Raw genomic sequence first — 14643 nt, forward strand, 5'->3', positions numbered from 1 at the left:
TGGGCGATGACCATTTAAAAGGAATGCAGGATAGGGCTGTCGTCACAGTGCTAGGTGTCTGGAAACTGCTCACCCAGGTAATCGTATCGATAGCCGCGAAGTGCGTCCGTCAGGCAGGCTCGGCTTTTTCCGTCATCCGAGCGCACCTCCCCGGCAGGGCCGAGGATTTTATAGGTCGCGTAAGGGATTTTGCCCTTCCGCCTGCGGGAGACATGGGTCGTGACGACCCCACATTTCGCAGCGGCTCGGGCGAATACCTTTGGAGTAATAAATGGCATTCCACCTGATTGCCCTGCGCACCCGGCCAGCATGGCAGGTGCGATCAGGGCAACGGCGGAAGCCACGAACCTCATTTCCGAAGCGACCCCACGAACCGCTCGAACAGATAGAAGCTGTCCTGCGGTCCCGGCGAGGCTTCGGGATGGTACTGGACCGAGAAGGCCAGGCGATCGGTCAGTTCCAGACCCGCATTCGATCCGTCGAACAGCGACACATGCGTCTCGCGCGCGTTCACAGGGAGCGTTTCGCGCTCGACCGCGAAGCCGTGGTTCATGCTGGTGATCTCGACCAGACCGTCGGATAGGCGCTTGACCGGGTGGTTCGCGCCGCGGTGGCCCTGGTGCATCTTGGTGGTCTTGGCGCCGACCGCCAGACCGAGAAGCTGGTGGCCCAGGCAGATGCCGAACAGCGGCTTGCCCGTGTCGAGCAGTTGGCGGATCACCGGCACGGTGTATTCGCCGGTCGCCGCCGGATCGCCGGGGCCGTTGGACAGGAAGATGCCGTCCGGGTTCAGCGCCATCACATCCTCATAGGAGGCGGTGGCGGGGACCACCGACACCTTGGCCCCTGCCTGAACCAGGTTGCGGAAGATGTTGTGCTTGCTGCCATAATCGATCGCGACAACGTGCGGGCGATCCTCGCCCTCCGCGCCTTCATAACCGAAGCCCAACCGCCACAACCCGCCCTCGCGCGTCTCGCCCCAGCCATAATGCAGCTCGGTCGACACGTCCTTGGCGAGGTCCATGCCTTCCAGCCCCGGCCAGGCCTTCGCCTTTTCGAGCAGTGCGGCAATGTCGAACTCGCCCGAAGCCGAATGCGCGATCACGCCGTTGGGCGCGCCGGCGGCGCGGATGCGGCGGGTCAGCGCGCGGGTGTCGATGCCCGCCAGGCCGATGCGGTTGTGCCGCGCCATCCATCCGGCGAGGTTTTCCATCGCGCGGAAGTTGGACGGGGCGGTCGGATCCTCCCGGACGATCATGCCCAGCGCGTGCGGCGCGTCCGCCTCGATATCGTCGGGGTTCGCGCCCACATTGCCGATATGCGGGAAGGTGAAGGTGATGATCTGGCCCGCGAAGGACGGGTCGGTCATGATCTCCTGATAGCCGGTCATCGCGGTGTGGAAACACACCTCTCCGACGGCATCACCCTCGACGCCGAAACCGCGCCCCCATAACACGTCTCCGTTCGCCAGAACGAGAACGCCCGTGGCGCCCTCAGGCTTTTCGGGCATGGCGAATGGCTTGGCGTCGGCCATGATCGGCGGGCACTCCTGCTAAAATGTCTGCAATGTCGCTAAGTGGCGTCCGCTAGGGCCATCGGGCGTTCGCGTCAACCGGTTCACGGAATTGGTTCCATCGGCTAACGTCCCCGCCTTTCAGACAAGACGGAAAAAACATGATTCGCGACGACATCAAGGCCGCGCAGGTGGCCGCCATGAAAGCGGGCGACAAGGAAAGCCGCGCGGCGATCAGCCTGATCCAGGCCGCCATCAAGAACCGCGACATCGAACTCCGCACCGGCGACGCGCCCGCCGATGACGACATGGTCGTGATCGAAGTGCTGCAGAAGATGGTGAAGCAGCGCCGCGAATCGATCGCCATGTACGAACAGGGCGGCCGTCAGGAACTGGCCGACGCCGAAAAGGCCGAGGTCGCGGTGATCGAACGCTTCCTGCCGCAGACGCTGACCGAGGACGAGACCAAGGCCGCCATCGAGGCGATCAAGGCGGAGATCGGGGCGAGCGGCATGAAGGACATGGGGCGCGTCATGGCCGAGCTGAAGGCGCGGCATGCGGCGGTGCTGGATATGAGCAAGGCGAGCGGATTGGTGAAGGCTTCGCTAGCGTAAGGTTGGGGAGCGGGGCTGGTGCGGGGTTTCGATCGCGAGCGTGGTCCCCTCCCCCAACCCCTCCCGCCTGCGGGAGGGGAGCCTGTTTCGCTTCGTGGAGAGGACTGTCCTCCGCCACAAACGCATCCCCTCCCGCAGGCGGGAGGGGACCGAGGGGAGGGCCCCCGGCCCTTCCGCGAAGACCGGCCGACGCGGAAAGCGCGCGAACTGCGCCTTAATCCGACCGACGCCGAACGGCGATTGTGGCGGGCACTATCGAGACGCCAGATCGCAGGCGTCCGCTTCAACCGGCAAGTGCCGGTCGGCCCCTACATCGCAGACTTCGCAGCTAGATCGGAAAAGCTGATCGTCGAGGTAGACGGCGGCCAGCATGATGCACAGGCCGCCTACGACGACGCCCGCATCCGCTATCTCGAAGCGCGAGGATGGCGTGTCATCCGCTTCTGGAACAACGATGTTCTGGGCAATCTGGGGGGCGTCCTTGCAACCATCGAGCGGGCGCTCGCGGAAGGCCCCTCCCCCAACCCCTCCCGCCTGCGGGAGGGGAGCCTGTAACGCTCGGGGGAGAGGACTGCCTTCCGCCAAATGCGCTTCCCCTCCCGCAGGCGGGAGGGGATCGAGGGGAGGGCAATCCCGGATCATCCTCCCCACCCCACGCTTGCCAAAACACCCCCATCCCGCTACACATTATAATCGCGCGGACGCCATGAGCCTGACCCCGCAATTCCTTGACGAGCTACGCGCTCGGACCAGTCTGTCGGCGCTGATCGGCAAGACGGTGAAGCTGCAAAAGGCGGGCCGGGAATATAAGGGCTGCTGCCCTTTCCATAACGAAAAGACGCCCAGCTTTTACGTCAACGACGATAAGGGCTTTTACCACTGTTTCGGCTGTTCGGCGCATGGCGATGCCATTCGTTGGATGACCGATCAGCGCGGGCTGCCCTTCATCGATGCGGTCAAGGAACTGGCGCAGGTCGCCGGTCTCGATATGCCCGCGCAGGACCGCCACGCCGCGCAAAAGGCCGAGCGGGCCAAGGGCCTGCACGATGCGATGGCCGATGCCGCCGCGTGGTTCTCCGAGCAGCTGGGCGGCCTGTCAGGCGGTGACGCGCGCGAGTTGCTGACCCGCCGCCGGGTCACGCCGGAGACGGCGCGCGCCTTCGGGCTGGGCTTCGCACCCGACAGCCGGGGCAAGCTAAAGGCGGCGCTCAAGGATTATGGCGATCCGGCGCTGATCGAATGCGGGCTGCTGATCAAGGTCGACGGCAAGGACCCCTATGACCGGTTCCGCGGCCGGTTAATGATCCCGATCCGCGACGCGCGCGGCCGGGTGATCGCGTTCGGCGGCCGGATCATCGGCGATGGCGAGCCGAAATATCTGAACTCGCCCGACACGCCGCTCTTCGACAAGGGTCGCACCCTCTACAATCTCGACCGTGCCGCACCCGCCGTACGCAAGTCCGGCCGGGTGCTGGTGGTCGAGGGCTATATGGACGTGATCGCCCTCGCCCAGGCCGGGATCGAGGAAGCGGTCGCGCCGCTCGGCACCGCGCTGACCGAGAGCCAGCTGGAACGGCTGTGGCGGATGGTCGACGTGCCGACGCTGTGCTTCGACGGCGATGCGGCGGGGCAGAAGGCGGCGATCCGCGCCGCGCACCGCGCGCTGCCGCTGCTCCAGCCGGGCAAGAGCCTGTCCTTCGTCACTCTGCCACAGGGGCAGGACCCGGACGACCTGATCCAGGAAAAGGGCGCGGCGGGCTTCGAGGACGTGCTCACCCGCGCCACGCCGCTCAGCGACCTGCTCTGGCAGTCGGAGATCGCGCAGGCCCAGACCGACACGCCCGAGGGCCGCGCCGCGCTGAAACAGCGGCTGGAGGAGCTGGCGCAGCAGATCCCGCACAAGGATCTGGCCTACGAATATAAGCGCGCGATGATGTCGCGCTATTTCGACATTTTCGGCATCCGGCGGGTCAATGCGGCGGCGGTGCATCAGGCGGTGGCCGAGGCCAATCGCCATGTCGGACGCGGCGTCGAATACAGCCTGAAGCGCGCGGTCCTGCTTGGCCTCATGCGCTATCCGCATGTCCTGTGTCGCTATATGGACGAGATCAGCCGGTTGGACATGGGCGACCGCTATCTCAACGACTGGCGGCATCACCTGCTCGACGCGGCGGTCAACGACCCGCATCTGTCGCGCAAGGATGCGGCCGAGGCGGAAAGCCTGATCGAACAGATCATGGCGACCACCGACGTCCACCCGATCGACGCGCGCGACTATACCCGCGACCTGGCGTTCAGCTTCTTCAGCAAGGCCAGCGATCCGGCCATTGCGGTCCGCGACCTGGAAAAGATCATCGAGGTCATGCTGGAGGAAAGCGAGACGCGCGCGAACCGCGAACGCGCGGTGCAGGCGTTCCAGACCGACATGACCGAGGATCGCTTCGCCGAGCAGACGCGGTGCCATGCGGCGCACGCGCAATCGATGGACCAGCTCTACAGTTGGCTGGAGGCGGCGCGCGATCTGGCGGAGAAGCAAGCCGGGGAGGCCGCTTGATACAGCACCTCTCCCGCCCCATATCCGGGGCATATTGGGCGACCCACGCCCGCACTGGAAAATTACGCATGGCCCCCTCACCCGCTTGCATCACCTGCGAGCGGTGTGACAGAGGCCGGGCACGGAACCCTGAGGGCATTTGATGGCGAAGGCGAATATGGCGGCGGATACGACCGATACCACGGAAACGGGCGATGCGCCGCTGATCGACCTGAATGAGGCGTCGATCAAGAAGCTGATCGCGCGCGCCAAGAAGCGCGGCTACATCACGTACGACCAGCTGAACGAAGCGCTGCCGCAGGACCAGATGTCCTCCGACCAGCTCGAGGATATCATGGCCGCCCTGAACGAGATGGGCGTCAATATCGTCGAGAATGAGGAGCAGGGCGAGGACGGGGAGTCCGAGGAAGAGGCCGACGACGCCGAGACCACGGACGCTGACGGCGATTCCGGTCCGCAGCCCGAGGCGAAGAAGAAGGAAACCGTCGATCGCACCGACGATCCGGTCCGCATGTACCTGCGCGAGATGGGCGCGGTCGAACTGCTGAGCCGTGAAGGCGAAATCGCCATCGCCAAGCGGATCGAGGCGGGTCGCGACACGATGATCCTGGGGCTGTGCGAAAGCCCGATCACGTTCAACGCGATCATCGACTGGTCGACCGCGCTGAACGAAGGCACGATGCAACTGCGCGAGATCCTCGATCTCGACGCCATGCTGTCCAAGGATGCCGGCCCGGAAAATCTGGGCGAGGAGGACGAGGACGACAATGGCGAGATCAGCGCGAAGAACGCCGGTCCCCAGTTCAAGGAAGAAGAAGAGCCCGAGGAACCCTCGGTCGATGACGAGGATGGCGAGGGCGGCGAACGCCGCGGGCCCCGCGCCGAGGACGAGGAAGAGGACAACACCCTGTCCCTCGCCCAGATGGAGGAGACGCTCAAGCCGCAGGCGCTCGAGAAGTTCGCCAACATCACCGCGATCTACAAGAAATTCTCGAAGATCCAGCAACAGCGCCTGGAGTCCATGGCGCTGGGCGGCGAGCTGTCGGCAGCCGAGGAGCGCAAGTACCACAAGCTGCGCGAAGAGCTGACCGCCGAGGTCGAGAGCGTCCAGTTCCACAACGCCAAGATCGAATTCCTGGTTGACCAGCTGTACGCCTATAACCGCCGCCTGACCGCGCTGGGCGGCCAGATGTTGCGTCTGGCCGAGCGGCACAAGGTCAACCGCAAGGACTTCCTGGACCGCTATCTGGGTCACGAGCTGGACGAGAACTGGCTCGATACCGTGCGCGGCGTTGACAAGAAGTGGGGCAATTTCGCGTCGAACGAAGCCGCCACCGTCGACCGCATCCGCAGCGAGATCGCCGACATCTCGCAGCAGACCGGCATGGCGCTGACCGAATTCCGCCGCATCGTGAACATGGTGCAGAAGGGCGAGCGCGAGGCACGTATCGCCAAGAAGGAAATGGTCGAGGCGAACCTGCGCCTCGTCATCTCCATCGCCAAGAAATACACCAATCGCGGCCTGCAGTTCCTGGACCTCATCCAGGAAGGCAATATCGGCCTGATGAAGGCGGTCGATAAGTTCGAATATCGTCGCGGCTATAAGTTCTCGACCTACGCGACGTGGTGGATTCGTCAGGCGATCACCCGTTCGATCGCCGACCAGGCGCGGACAATCCGCATCCCGGTTCACATGATCGAGACGATCAACAAGCTGGTCCGCACCAGCCGCCAGTTCCTGCACGAGCAGGGCCGCGAGCCGACTCCGGAAGAAATGGCCGAGCGCCTCTCCATGCCGCTGGAGAAGGTGCGCAAGGTGATGAAGATCGCCAAGGAGCCGATCTCCCTCGAAACGCCGATCGGCGACGAAGAGGATTCGCACCTCGGCGACTTCATCGAGGACAAGAACGCAGTCATCCCGGTGGACGCGGCCATCCAGGCCAACCTCAAGGAAACGGTCACCCGCGTCCTCGCCTCGCTGACCCCGCGTGAGGAGCGCGTGCTGCGCATGCGCTTCGGCATCGGCATGAACACCGACCACACGCTGGAAGAGGTCGGCCAGCAATTCTCGGTCACGCGCGAACGTATCCGCCAGATCGAAGCGAAGGCGCTCCGCAAGCTGAAGCACCCCAGCCGCAGCCGCAAGATGCGCAGCTTCCTCGACCAATAAGGTCGGGTTTGGCGTTTAAGAACAGGGCCGCCGGTCGAAGGATCGGCGGCCCTTTTTGCGTGCCCTACAGATGCGTCGTCAGCAGCGTGGCCGGTCGGGCCTTGCCGGTCGCCGGGGTCGGCTTGACCGCCGGGCAGGTCGACAACTGGATATGGTCCCGCGCCAGCTTCGGGCAGAGGGCCGCCGTCAGCTTGGCCTGTGATGCCACGCCCAGGTCATGCGCCTCCGCCATCGTGGTCTGGAGGAAGTCCATCCCCAGCTTGGTCCACTTTGCCACCGCAGGATGCTCGGCCATCGCTCGTCCGAAGGCCTGTCGATCTTCGGCGGTCAAAGGGGCCGTATGATGGATTTGCTTATAGCCGACGCCGGACTGAAAGAATGTCGTCAGTTCACGGATTTCGCCGTCATTCAGGCGAGCCGTATAGAAGCGCAGCACGCGGTCATGGGCCATCCGCAGATTTTGCTGCCAGACGATGTCGAAGGCCTCCGCGAAGTCTGCCTTGGCCAAGGTCTGACTTCGCGGAGGCAGGCCAGCGAAACGCGCCGCAAGTGCGCTTTCCGCAGTAGAACGCCAAAAGCCTTCCATCTTGACCTCGTCGTCCGAACGCATGCCGCGGACCAGCGGCTCGGCGAGACGGAGCCGCTCGGACGTAACGGGCTGGTCCGCTGGCAGCGGCGAAGAACCCAGCATCCGTAACGATGCGGCCGCCCCGTCCCTGATCTTCGTATCATCCGCCGACGGTGGCGATGTCGGCGAAGTATCGACCGGAATCTGCCACCGGAAGCTCATGACCGGCGTGGTGGCAGCAATCGCCTGCCCCGTGACATCACGCGCCGGTCGGAAATGTGCACGCTGGGTCAGGATCGTACAGGTCCGCGCATCGAGCAGCGGATGGCCGCTGCTGTTCGTGACCTGACACCCCTTGACCATGCCACTTGCGTTGACGTCAAGTTGCACCGACACCCGCCCCTCTTCTCCGGCACGCATGGAGGCAGGCGGATAGTCATCGGGATGCACCCAGTCCGTCACCGTTCCATCGGGCACAGGCGGACTGTCGACGGTCTGCGCGTGCAACGGCACCGCTGCCAGCCATGAACAGGCGGCCCCTAAGAAAACCAATCGCATGGCTTCGTCCCACCCCCCGGAATGTCTCGCCCTGACCCTATCACCCGCCCGTAACGCCATGCTGACCATCGGGTGACATTGCGGTCAGGCGCTCGCCCCCTCCACAAGACGGGGAGAAGGCGGTAATCGGGTGTCATGAAGTATGCGTTGCCGTTCCTCGCCCTGCTGACCGCCGCTGCGCCTGCCAGCCAGAATGTCCCCCGCCCCGGCTATGTCCGGGTCCAGCTCAATACCTCGGAAGGGCCGATCGTCGTCGCGCTCGACACGCGCCATGCGCCTGCGACCAGCAAAAACTTCCTGGCCTATGTCGATGACGGGCGGTTCGACGGCACCAGCTTCTACCGCGCGGCGCGGGACAAGCGCGATCCCAAGAAGGGCTTCGTACAGGGCGGCATCCGCACCGATGCGCGCCGTATCCTGCCGCCCTTCCCGCTGGAGAAGACGACGCAGACCGGGATCAAGCATCTCGACGCCACCATATCCATGGCGCGCGGGACGACGCCGTCCTCGGCGGGCGGCAATTTCTTCATCACCGTCGGCCCGACGCCCGGCATGGACGCACGGCCGGGCTATGACGGCTATGCCGCGTTCGGGCGTATCGTCGCAGGGATGGACACGGTGAAGAAGATCCTCGCCAAGCCTTCGGGCGGCGGACAGGATGCGATGAAAGGCCAGATGATCCTGAAGCCCGTCACGCTGATCTCCGCCAAGCGGCTGGACGGCAAGCCGCAGCCGACCAAGGAACCGCGCATGTGGCTGTATAATTTCGGGGGGTAAGGCCCCCCACTCCGCCTCCGTTCAGCCCGAGCGAAGTCGAAGGCCAAGGGATGCGCTCTCCACGGGCCACCGGATCCGTATGCGGCAGAGGACGGGGCGTGGCCTTCGACTTCGCTCAGGCTGAACGGAGCATGCGGTCGTAGCGGCTGAACAGAGATTGGGCCCGCGCAAAGAAAAAGGGCGGCGACACCGCTTGGTGCCGCCGCCCCTTCCCTGTCGAACCACAAAGGGTCCGCCGCACCGATTACTCGGCGGCGGCAGTGCCCTTGGCCGGACGCGGATCGCGACGCTCTGCGATACGCGCCGACTTACCGGTGCGGCCACGCAGATAGTACAGCTTCGCGCGACGCACGGCGCCCTTGCGGACGACATCGATCGAGTCGACGTTCGGCGAGTAGAGCGGGAAGACGCGCTCCACGCCCTCACCGAAGGAGATCTTGCGGACGGTGAACGACGAGCCCATGCCCTTGTTCGAGCGGGCGATGCAGACGCCCTCATAGAACTGGACGCGGGTACGCTCGCCTTCGACGACCTTCACACCGACCTTCAGCGTGTCGCCGGGGCGGAATTCGGGGATCTTCTTCGTCTCGTTGAACTTGGCGATCTGCTCAGCTTCGATCTGCTGGATCACGTTCATGACACTATTCCTCAATCGTCGCCGCGCGCCAGAGGGCGACCGACCCGAACGCCCTCATGACGTTCCCAAAGGTCCGGCCGCCTTGACCGTGTATCCTCGCAAGCCCTGGCATGACGCCATTTTGCGATTTTCGCATGATCCCCCGATCGCAGCACTTCAGGGATCGTGCGCCCTTCCCACTCCGCAGGTCGGGTATATTGCGGATATTCGAGAAGGCCACTTTCGAAGCTTTCCTCGACTCCACTGGAAGCCGCGCCCATTACGCCGGGAAGCAGCCGAACGCAAGCGTCGAGCAGCACCAGCGCGCCCATCTCGCCACCCGACAGGATATAGTCGCCGATCGACACCTGCTCGATGCCCCGCGCCTCGAACAGACGCTCGTCAAAGCCCTCGAACCGGCCGCACAGCACGGTGAGGCCCGGTCCCGCCGCCAGCTCGCGGACGCGCGGCTGGGTGAACGGCTTCCCTCGCGGCGTCATCGCCAGAACGGGTCGGTCGTCTGCGACCGAATCCACCGCCGCTGCCAGCACATCGGCGCGCAGGACCATGCCCGCGCCGCCCCCCGCAGGCGTATCGTCGACCGAACGATGCTTGTCGGTCGCGAAGTCGCGGATCTGCACCGTCTCCAGCGCCCAGCGATCCTCCCGCAGCGCCCGCCCCGCCAGCGAATAGCCGAGAGGACCGGGAAACATCTCCGGATAGAGCGTCAATATCGTCGCGCGGAAGGTCACAGCGTCCAGTTCTCGATGGTCAGGCCGGGGATGTCGGCGAAGTCGGCTTCATTATCGGTAATGACGATGCTGCCCAGGCTAAGGGCATGAGCACCGAGCAGCCGGTCGAAACGTCCCCGTCGAAACGGAAGGGTCGCATAGCAGCGCGCTGCCGCTTCGTCGAACGGCAGGATAGGCATCTGCCTGGCGAGTTGCTCCAACTGGCGCTCCAGAGGCGGTTTGCCGTGGCGAACACCCAGAGCCAACTCGGCAAAAACGATGCTGGAAAGGCCGATCTCCCCCACCGGCGTCGCCGATACTCGGTTGAGTAATGCCGGATATTCACCTGCAAACAGGAAGATGCAGCAGTTGGTGTCGATCAGATAGCGCACCCACTCAGGCATCCTTGCCGTTCAGAAGGTGCCATGGCCGCTCGGGATCGTCAAAATCCTCGCGCTCTATCGGCTTCAACCAAGGCATCGAACCCGCAATACCGGTCAGGTCAATCGTCTTGGGCAATTCGCGAACGGGCTCGAAGACATAGCGCCCCTGCTCTTCCCGCAGGGTCATTTCCGTTCCCTCGGCCAATCCCAGCGCCGCGGGCAGGCGCAATGCCAGCGAATTGCCCGAGCGGAAGACCTTTGCTTGATAATCCTTGCCCATACAACCTCCGTATATACGCGACGTATATACACGATCCGATGGGCGATACCAAGGAACGTTGCGAACGCTCACGCTTTGCCCACGCCATGGACGATTGCATCATCATCGGCGCGGGACCGGCAGGGCTGACGGCGGCCATCTACCTGGCCCGCTATCATCTGCGCATCCATATGTTCGACAGCGGGTCGAGCCGTGCGGCGATGATCCCGTGCACGCACAATCATGCCGGTTTCCCCGAGGGGATTAGCGGCAAGGCGCTGCTGGGACGGATGCATGACCAGGCGCGTCGCTACGGCGCGCATTGTACGCCGCACCGGGTCACGGCGATCCACCCCGAAAACGGCCATTTCCGGGTCATCGCGGACGACATCGAATATCGCACCCGAACCGTTCTGCTCGCCACCGGCGTCGTCAATCATCGGCCCCGCAGGCTCCTGCCCGACGTTCACGACCCGGCGCTGGAGCGCGGGCTGATCCGCTATTGCCCGGTTTGCGATGGCTATGAAGTCACCGACAAGCGTGTCGGCGTCATCGGCACCAGCGACCATGGCATGCGCGAGGCGCTGTTCCTGCGCGGTTTTACCAAAGACGTGACGCTAATCGCACCCGATGCCGCGCATGACCTCGACCCGGCATGTGCCAAAGCGCTGGACGAAGCTGGCGTGGCCCGCGTGGATGGGCCCTGTGGCGGCTGGGCGATCGAGGGCGAGCAGATCGCGCTCGACACCGCGAATGGCCGGATGCGCTTCGACAGCGTCTATCCAGCGATGGGCTCCCGCATCCGGTCGGAGCTGGCGGTATCGGCAGGCGCCAAGGCGGACCCCAGCGGATGCCTAGAGGTCGACGACCACCAGCGGACCTCGGTCCCCGGCCTGTTCGCGGCGGGTGACGTGGTGAAAGGGCTGGATCAGATCAGCCATGCAATGGGCGAGGCAGGCGTCGCGGCCACGACGATCCGCAACCTGTTGAACGAGCAACGCCCGATCAGGCGATGAAGGCACGCTCCACGATCAGGCGGTCCTGATCCCATTCGGGCACGGCCTGCGCGTTCATCGGCACCATGAAGCGGCGACCGTCGGGACGTTCGATTTCGAGCACGTCACCGGCGCCAAAATTCTCGATCAGCGCGACATGACCCAGTTCCTCGCCATCGCTGGCGATGGCGGGCAGACCAATAATGTCGGCATGATAATATTCGCCTTCCTCCAACGGAGGCAAAGCGGAGCGCGGCACCGTCAGTTCCGTGCCGCGAAGCGCCTCGGCAGCGTTGCGGTCGGTGACTTCGGCGAAGCGGGCGATGACGCCGTTCGAACCGTCACGCGCCGACTTCAGCGTCAGCGCGCCGTCATTGAACGCGCGATAGTCCGACAGATCGTCGGCAAAGACCTTGAGCCGAACCTCGCCCGTAATGCCGTGCGCGCCGACGATCACAGCCAGCGTGACGCGCGGCTCACCCGTTGGGCGAGTTGCCGTCCCCATCGGGGGCGTCGTCTCCGCCTTCGGCGGGGTCTGGCGCGGAGACGCCTTGGTTGGTCGCGTCGTCATGGTCGTCGGGGGCGGTCCGGGGATCGGGTTCGGTCGGCGGGGTCATGCGCATATCTCCTGAAGCCATGAGGCCTCAAGAAACGCATGACCCCGTATCCGGTGCCTTGCCCTGCCCCGATCGCGATCGACCGAGGCAGCGCAAAGCCGAAAGCCATTAGGCTTCGGCGGTCTCTTCGGCCGGAGCGTTGGCAGCTTCCTGAGCGGCCTTCAGCTTCTCGGCACGCTCTTCGGCGCGCTCGGTGGCCTTTTCGCCGGGCTTCGCCTTGTTCGGGTTGTTGCGAGCGGCGCGCTCACGAACGCCGGCGGCGTCCAGGAAGCGGGCGACGCGGTCGGTCGGCTGCGCGCCATTGGCGAGCCAGTGCTTCGCGCGCTCGGCGTCGAGCTGCACGCGCTGGTCATTGTCCTTGGCGAGGAGCGGGTTGTAGTTGCCGATCTTCTCGATGAACTTGCCGTCGCGCGGCGCACGGGCGTCGGCGACCACGATGCGGTAGTAAGGGCGCTTCTTCGAGCCACCACGCGACAGACGAATGCTGAGAGCCATATTTCAGTCCTTGAGTTAAAACGTTCAAATCCACCGGCATTCCGTCCGGCGCGGGGGTTATTTCTTCTTCAGAAGATTTTCGAAGCCGGGGGGCAGTTTCGGCATGCCCTCGGGCAGCTTGCCGCCGCCTGCACCCATGCCGCCGATGCCCGGCAGGCCGCCACCGCCGCCCGCCTTGTTGAGCATCTCGCCCATCTGCGGACCGCCCAGCGCGTTGCCCAGGCCGCCGAGGCCGCCCTTGCCCAGCATCGACATCATGCCCTTGATGCCGCCCATCTTCTTGATCTTCTTCATCGCCGTGGCCATTTCCTGATGCATCTTCAGGAGCTTGTTCACGTCCTGGACCGTGGTGCCGGAACCCTTGGCGATGCGGATCTTGCGCTTGGCGTTGACCAGTTCGGGCTTGGCCCGCTCCTTGACCGTCATCGACGTGATGATCGCGTCCATGCGGAGCAGGATCTTGTCGCCACCGGCATCGTTCAGCGCGTTCTGCGCCTTCTTCATGCCCGGCATCATGCCCGCCAGCGCGCCCAGCCCGCCCATGCGGCGCATCTGGGCCAACTGGCCGCGCAGGTCGTTCAGATCGAACTGACCCTTGGCCATCTTCATGGCCATGCGCTCGGCATCTTCCTGCTGGATCGTCTCGGCCGCGCGCTCGACCAGCGACACGACGTCGCCCATGCCGAGGATGCGGCCCGCGACACGCTCCGGATGGAAGGCCTCCAGCGCGTCCATCTTTTCGCCGACACCGGCGAACTTGATGGGCTTGCCGGTGACGGCGCGCATCGACAGCGCCGCACCACCGCGCGCATCGCCGTCCATACGGGTCAGCACCACGCCGGTCAGCGGCACCTGCTCCGAGAAGCTGGTCGCCACGTTCACCGCGTCCTGTCCGGTCAGCGAGTCGACGACGAGGAGGATTTCCTGGGGCTGGGCGATCTCCGCCACCGCCTTCATCTCGTCCATCAGCGCCTGGTCGACGTGCAGACGACCGGCGGTGTCGAGCATCAGGACGTCATAGCCCTGCAGCTTGGCGGCCTGCATCGCGCGGCGCGCGATCTCGACCGGCTGCTGCCCGGCGATGATCGGCAGGGTCGAAACCTCGACCTGGGTACCCAGCGTCGCCAGCTGCTCCTGTGCGGCAGGGCGATTGACGTCGAGCGACGCCATCAGCACCTTCTTGCGATCACGGCCCATCGCCCCGCTCGACAGGCGGCGGGCGATCTTGGCGGTGGTCGTGGTCTTACCCGAGCCCTGAAGACCGACCATCATCACGACGGCAGGCGGCGTGACGTCGAGCAGCAGCTCGCTGGCATCGGCGCCCAGCATCGCGACCAGCGCGTCGTGGACGATCTTGACGACCTGCTGGCCCGGCGTGATCGAGCGCAGGACGTTCTGGCCGATCGCCTGTTCGGTGACCTTGTCGACGAAATCGCGCGCGACGGGCAGCGCGACGTCGGCTTCCAGCAGGGCCACGCGCACTTCGCGCATCGCGGTGCGGACATCCGCCTCGGTCAGCGCGCCACGGCCGCGAAGGCGGTCGAATACGCCGCCAAGCCGATCGCTCAAGCTGTCGAACATCGCCTCACCTCGTCAACGCCGGTCCCGAAAGCCCGGCCACAAAACCATGCCGCATCGCCAAACGCAAAAGCGCCGGCGGGCGAAACCTCGCCGGCCAGCGTGCACCCTTGGGCGCTTCACTTTCACATTCCGAAACGGAACTTGGGTGCGCTCTTATGGGAAAAGGCGGACCGGCGCAAGTCATGCGCGATCGGACCCGATCGGCGGCCCAC

At 64.9% G+C, this 14643-nt stretch carries 15 protein-coding genes and 1 pseudogene; 6 read left to right on the forward strand and 10 right to left on the reverse strand.

Going from position 1 to position 14643, the window contains the following annotated elements; all coding sequences use genetic code 11:
- Positions 1 to 349: 349 nt before the first annotated feature.
- On the reverse strand, positions 350 to 1534 hold the full coding sequence (gene carA / locus KV697_RS04690; protein WP_219020297.1) for a glutamine-hydrolyzing carbamoyl-phosphate synthase small subunit: 1185 nt from the start codon (positions 1532 to 1534) through the stop codon (positions 350 to 352).
- A 140-nt stretch (positions 1535 to 1674) separates the two neighbouring features.
- Here carA and KV697_RS04695 point away from each other — a divergent pair, with 140 nt between their 5' ends.
- The 4 genes from KV697_RS04695 (at position 1675) to rpoD (ending at position 6851) form a co-directional block, all read left to right on the forward strand.
- The gene (locus KV697_RS04695; protein WP_007404070.1) at positions 1675 to 2127 is read left to right on the forward strand and encodes a GatB/YqeY domain-containing protein; all 453 of its coding nucleotides are present in this window, start codon (positions 1675 to 1677) and stop codon (positions 2125 to 2127) included.
- Positions 2128 to 2145: 18 nt separating this feature from the next.
- Positions 2146 to 2682, forward strand: a complete 537-nt coding sequence (locus KV697_RS20270) for an endonuclease domain-containing protein (RefSeq protein ID WP_219020298.1) — start codon at positions 2146 to 2148, stop codon at positions 2680 to 2682.
- A gap of 151 nt (positions 2683 to 2833) precedes the next feature.
- Complete coding sequence (dnaG, locus tag KV697_RS04705) at positions 2834 to 4681, forward strand: DNA primase (RefSeq protein ID WP_219020299.1); 1848 nt, start codon at positions 2834 to 2836, stop codon at positions 4679 to 4681.
- A gap of 142 nt (positions 4682 to 4823) precedes the next feature.
- The gene (gene rpoD / locus KV697_RS04710) at positions 4824 to 6851 is read left to right on the forward strand and encodes an RNA polymerase sigma factor RpoD (RefSeq protein ID WP_219020300.1); all 2028 of its coding nucleotides are present in this window, start codon (positions 4824 to 4826) and stop codon (positions 6849 to 6851) included.
- 64 nt (positions 6852 to 6915) lie between these two features.
- Here the strand turns inward: rpoD and KV697_RS04715 are convergent, their stop codons facing one another.
- Positions 6916 to 7977 carry an energy transducer TonB gene (locus tag KV697_RS04715; RefSeq protein WP_219020301.1) on the reverse strand — a complete coding sequence of 354 codons (1062 nt, stop codon included), beginning with the start codon at positions 7975 to 7977 and terminating at the stop codon, positions 6916 to 6918.
- A 135-nt stretch (positions 7978 to 8112) separates the two neighbouring features.
- Between KV697_RS04715 and KV697_RS04720 the strand changes: the two genes are divergently transcribed.
- Positions 8113 to 8754: a peptidylprolyl isomerase gene (locus KV697_RS04720; protein ID WP_219020302.1), complete on the forward strand. Its 642-nt coding sequence runs from the start codon at positions 8113 to 8115 to the stop codon at positions 8752 to 8754.
- Between the two features lie 244 nt (positions 8755 to 8998).
- Here the strand turns inward: KV697_RS04720 and rplS are convergent, their stop codons facing one another.
- The 4 genes and pseudogenes from rplS to KV697_RS04740 all read right to left on the reverse strand — a co-directional run bounded on the left by rplS (position 8999) and on the right by KV697_RS04740 (position 10764).
- Positions 8999 to 9391, reverse strand: a complete 393-nt coding sequence (rplS, locus tag KV697_RS04725; protein ID WP_219020303.1) for a 50S ribosomal protein L19 — start codon at positions 9389 to 9391, stop codon at positions 8999 to 9001.
- Between the two features lie 15 nt (positions 9392 to 9406).
- Positions 9407 to 10122 (reverse strand): annotated as a pseudogene (trmD, locus tag KV697_RS04730) (tRNA (guanosine(37)-N1)-methyltransferase TrmD); the annotation flags it as partial.
- Positions 10119 to 10493, reverse strand: a complete 375-nt coding sequence (locus KV697_RS04735) for a type II toxin-antitoxin system VapC family toxin (protein WP_257575613.1) — start codon at positions 10491 to 10493, stop codon at positions 10119 to 10121. The gene KV697_RS04735 and the pseudogene trmD, both read right to left, overlap by 4 nt.
- A 4-nt stretch (positions 10494 to 10497) precedes the next feature.
- A complete protein-coding gene (locus tag KV697_RS04740; protein ID WP_219020306.1) occupies positions 10498 to 10764 on the reverse strand; it encodes an AbrB/MazE/SpoVT family DNA-binding domain-containing protein in 267 nt (88 codons plus the stop codon).
- Between the two features lie 86 nt (positions 10765 to 10850).
- On the opposite strand from KV697_RS04740, the gene KV697_RS04745 reads away from it, so the two are divergent.
- Complete coding sequence (locus KV697_RS04745; RefSeq protein WP_219020307.1) at positions 10851 to 11759, forward strand: NAD(P)/FAD-dependent oxidoreductase; 909 nt, start codon at positions 10851 to 10853, stop codon at positions 11757 to 11759.
- On the opposite strand, the gene rimM is transcribed toward KV697_RS04745, so the two are convergent.
- The 4 genes from rimM to ffh all read right to left on the reverse strand — a co-directional run bounded on the left by rimM (position 11749) and on the right by ffh (position 14431).
- Entirely contained in the window at positions 11749 to 12243 is a 495-nt protein-coding gene (rimM, locus tag KV697_RS04750) for a ribosome maturation factor RimM (RefSeq protein ID WP_219020308.1), read from the reverse strand. The two genes, KV697_RS04745 and rimM, sit on opposite strands and share 11 nt — an antisense overlap.
- A complete protein-coding gene (locus tag KV697_RS04755; protein ID WP_219020309.1) occupies positions 12215 to 12355 on the reverse strand; it encodes a hypothetical protein in 141 nt (46 codons plus the stop codon). The genes rimM and KV697_RS04755 overlap by 29 nt, the downstream gene beginning before the upstream one ends.
- Before the next feature lie 108 nt (positions 12356 to 12463).
- Complete coding sequence (gene rpsP / locus KV697_RS04760) at positions 12464 to 12850, reverse strand: 30S ribosomal protein S16 (protein ID WP_007404083.1); 387 nt, start codon at positions 12848 to 12850, stop codon at positions 12464 to 12466.
- Positions 12851 to 12907: 57 nt separating this feature from the next.
- Positions 12908 to 14431, reverse strand: a complete 1524-nt coding sequence (gene ffh / locus KV697_RS04765; protein WP_219020310.1) for a signal recognition particle protein — start codon at positions 14429 to 14431, stop codon at positions 12908 to 12910.
- Positions 14432 to 14643 lie beyond the last annotated feature (212 nt).

Origin of the sequence: Sphingomonas sanguinis (genome assembly GCF_019297835.1) — a bacterium.
Lineage (GTDB): Bacteria > Pseudomonadota > Alphaproteobacteria > Sphingomonadales > Sphingomonadaceae > Sphingomonas > Sphingomonas sanguinis_D.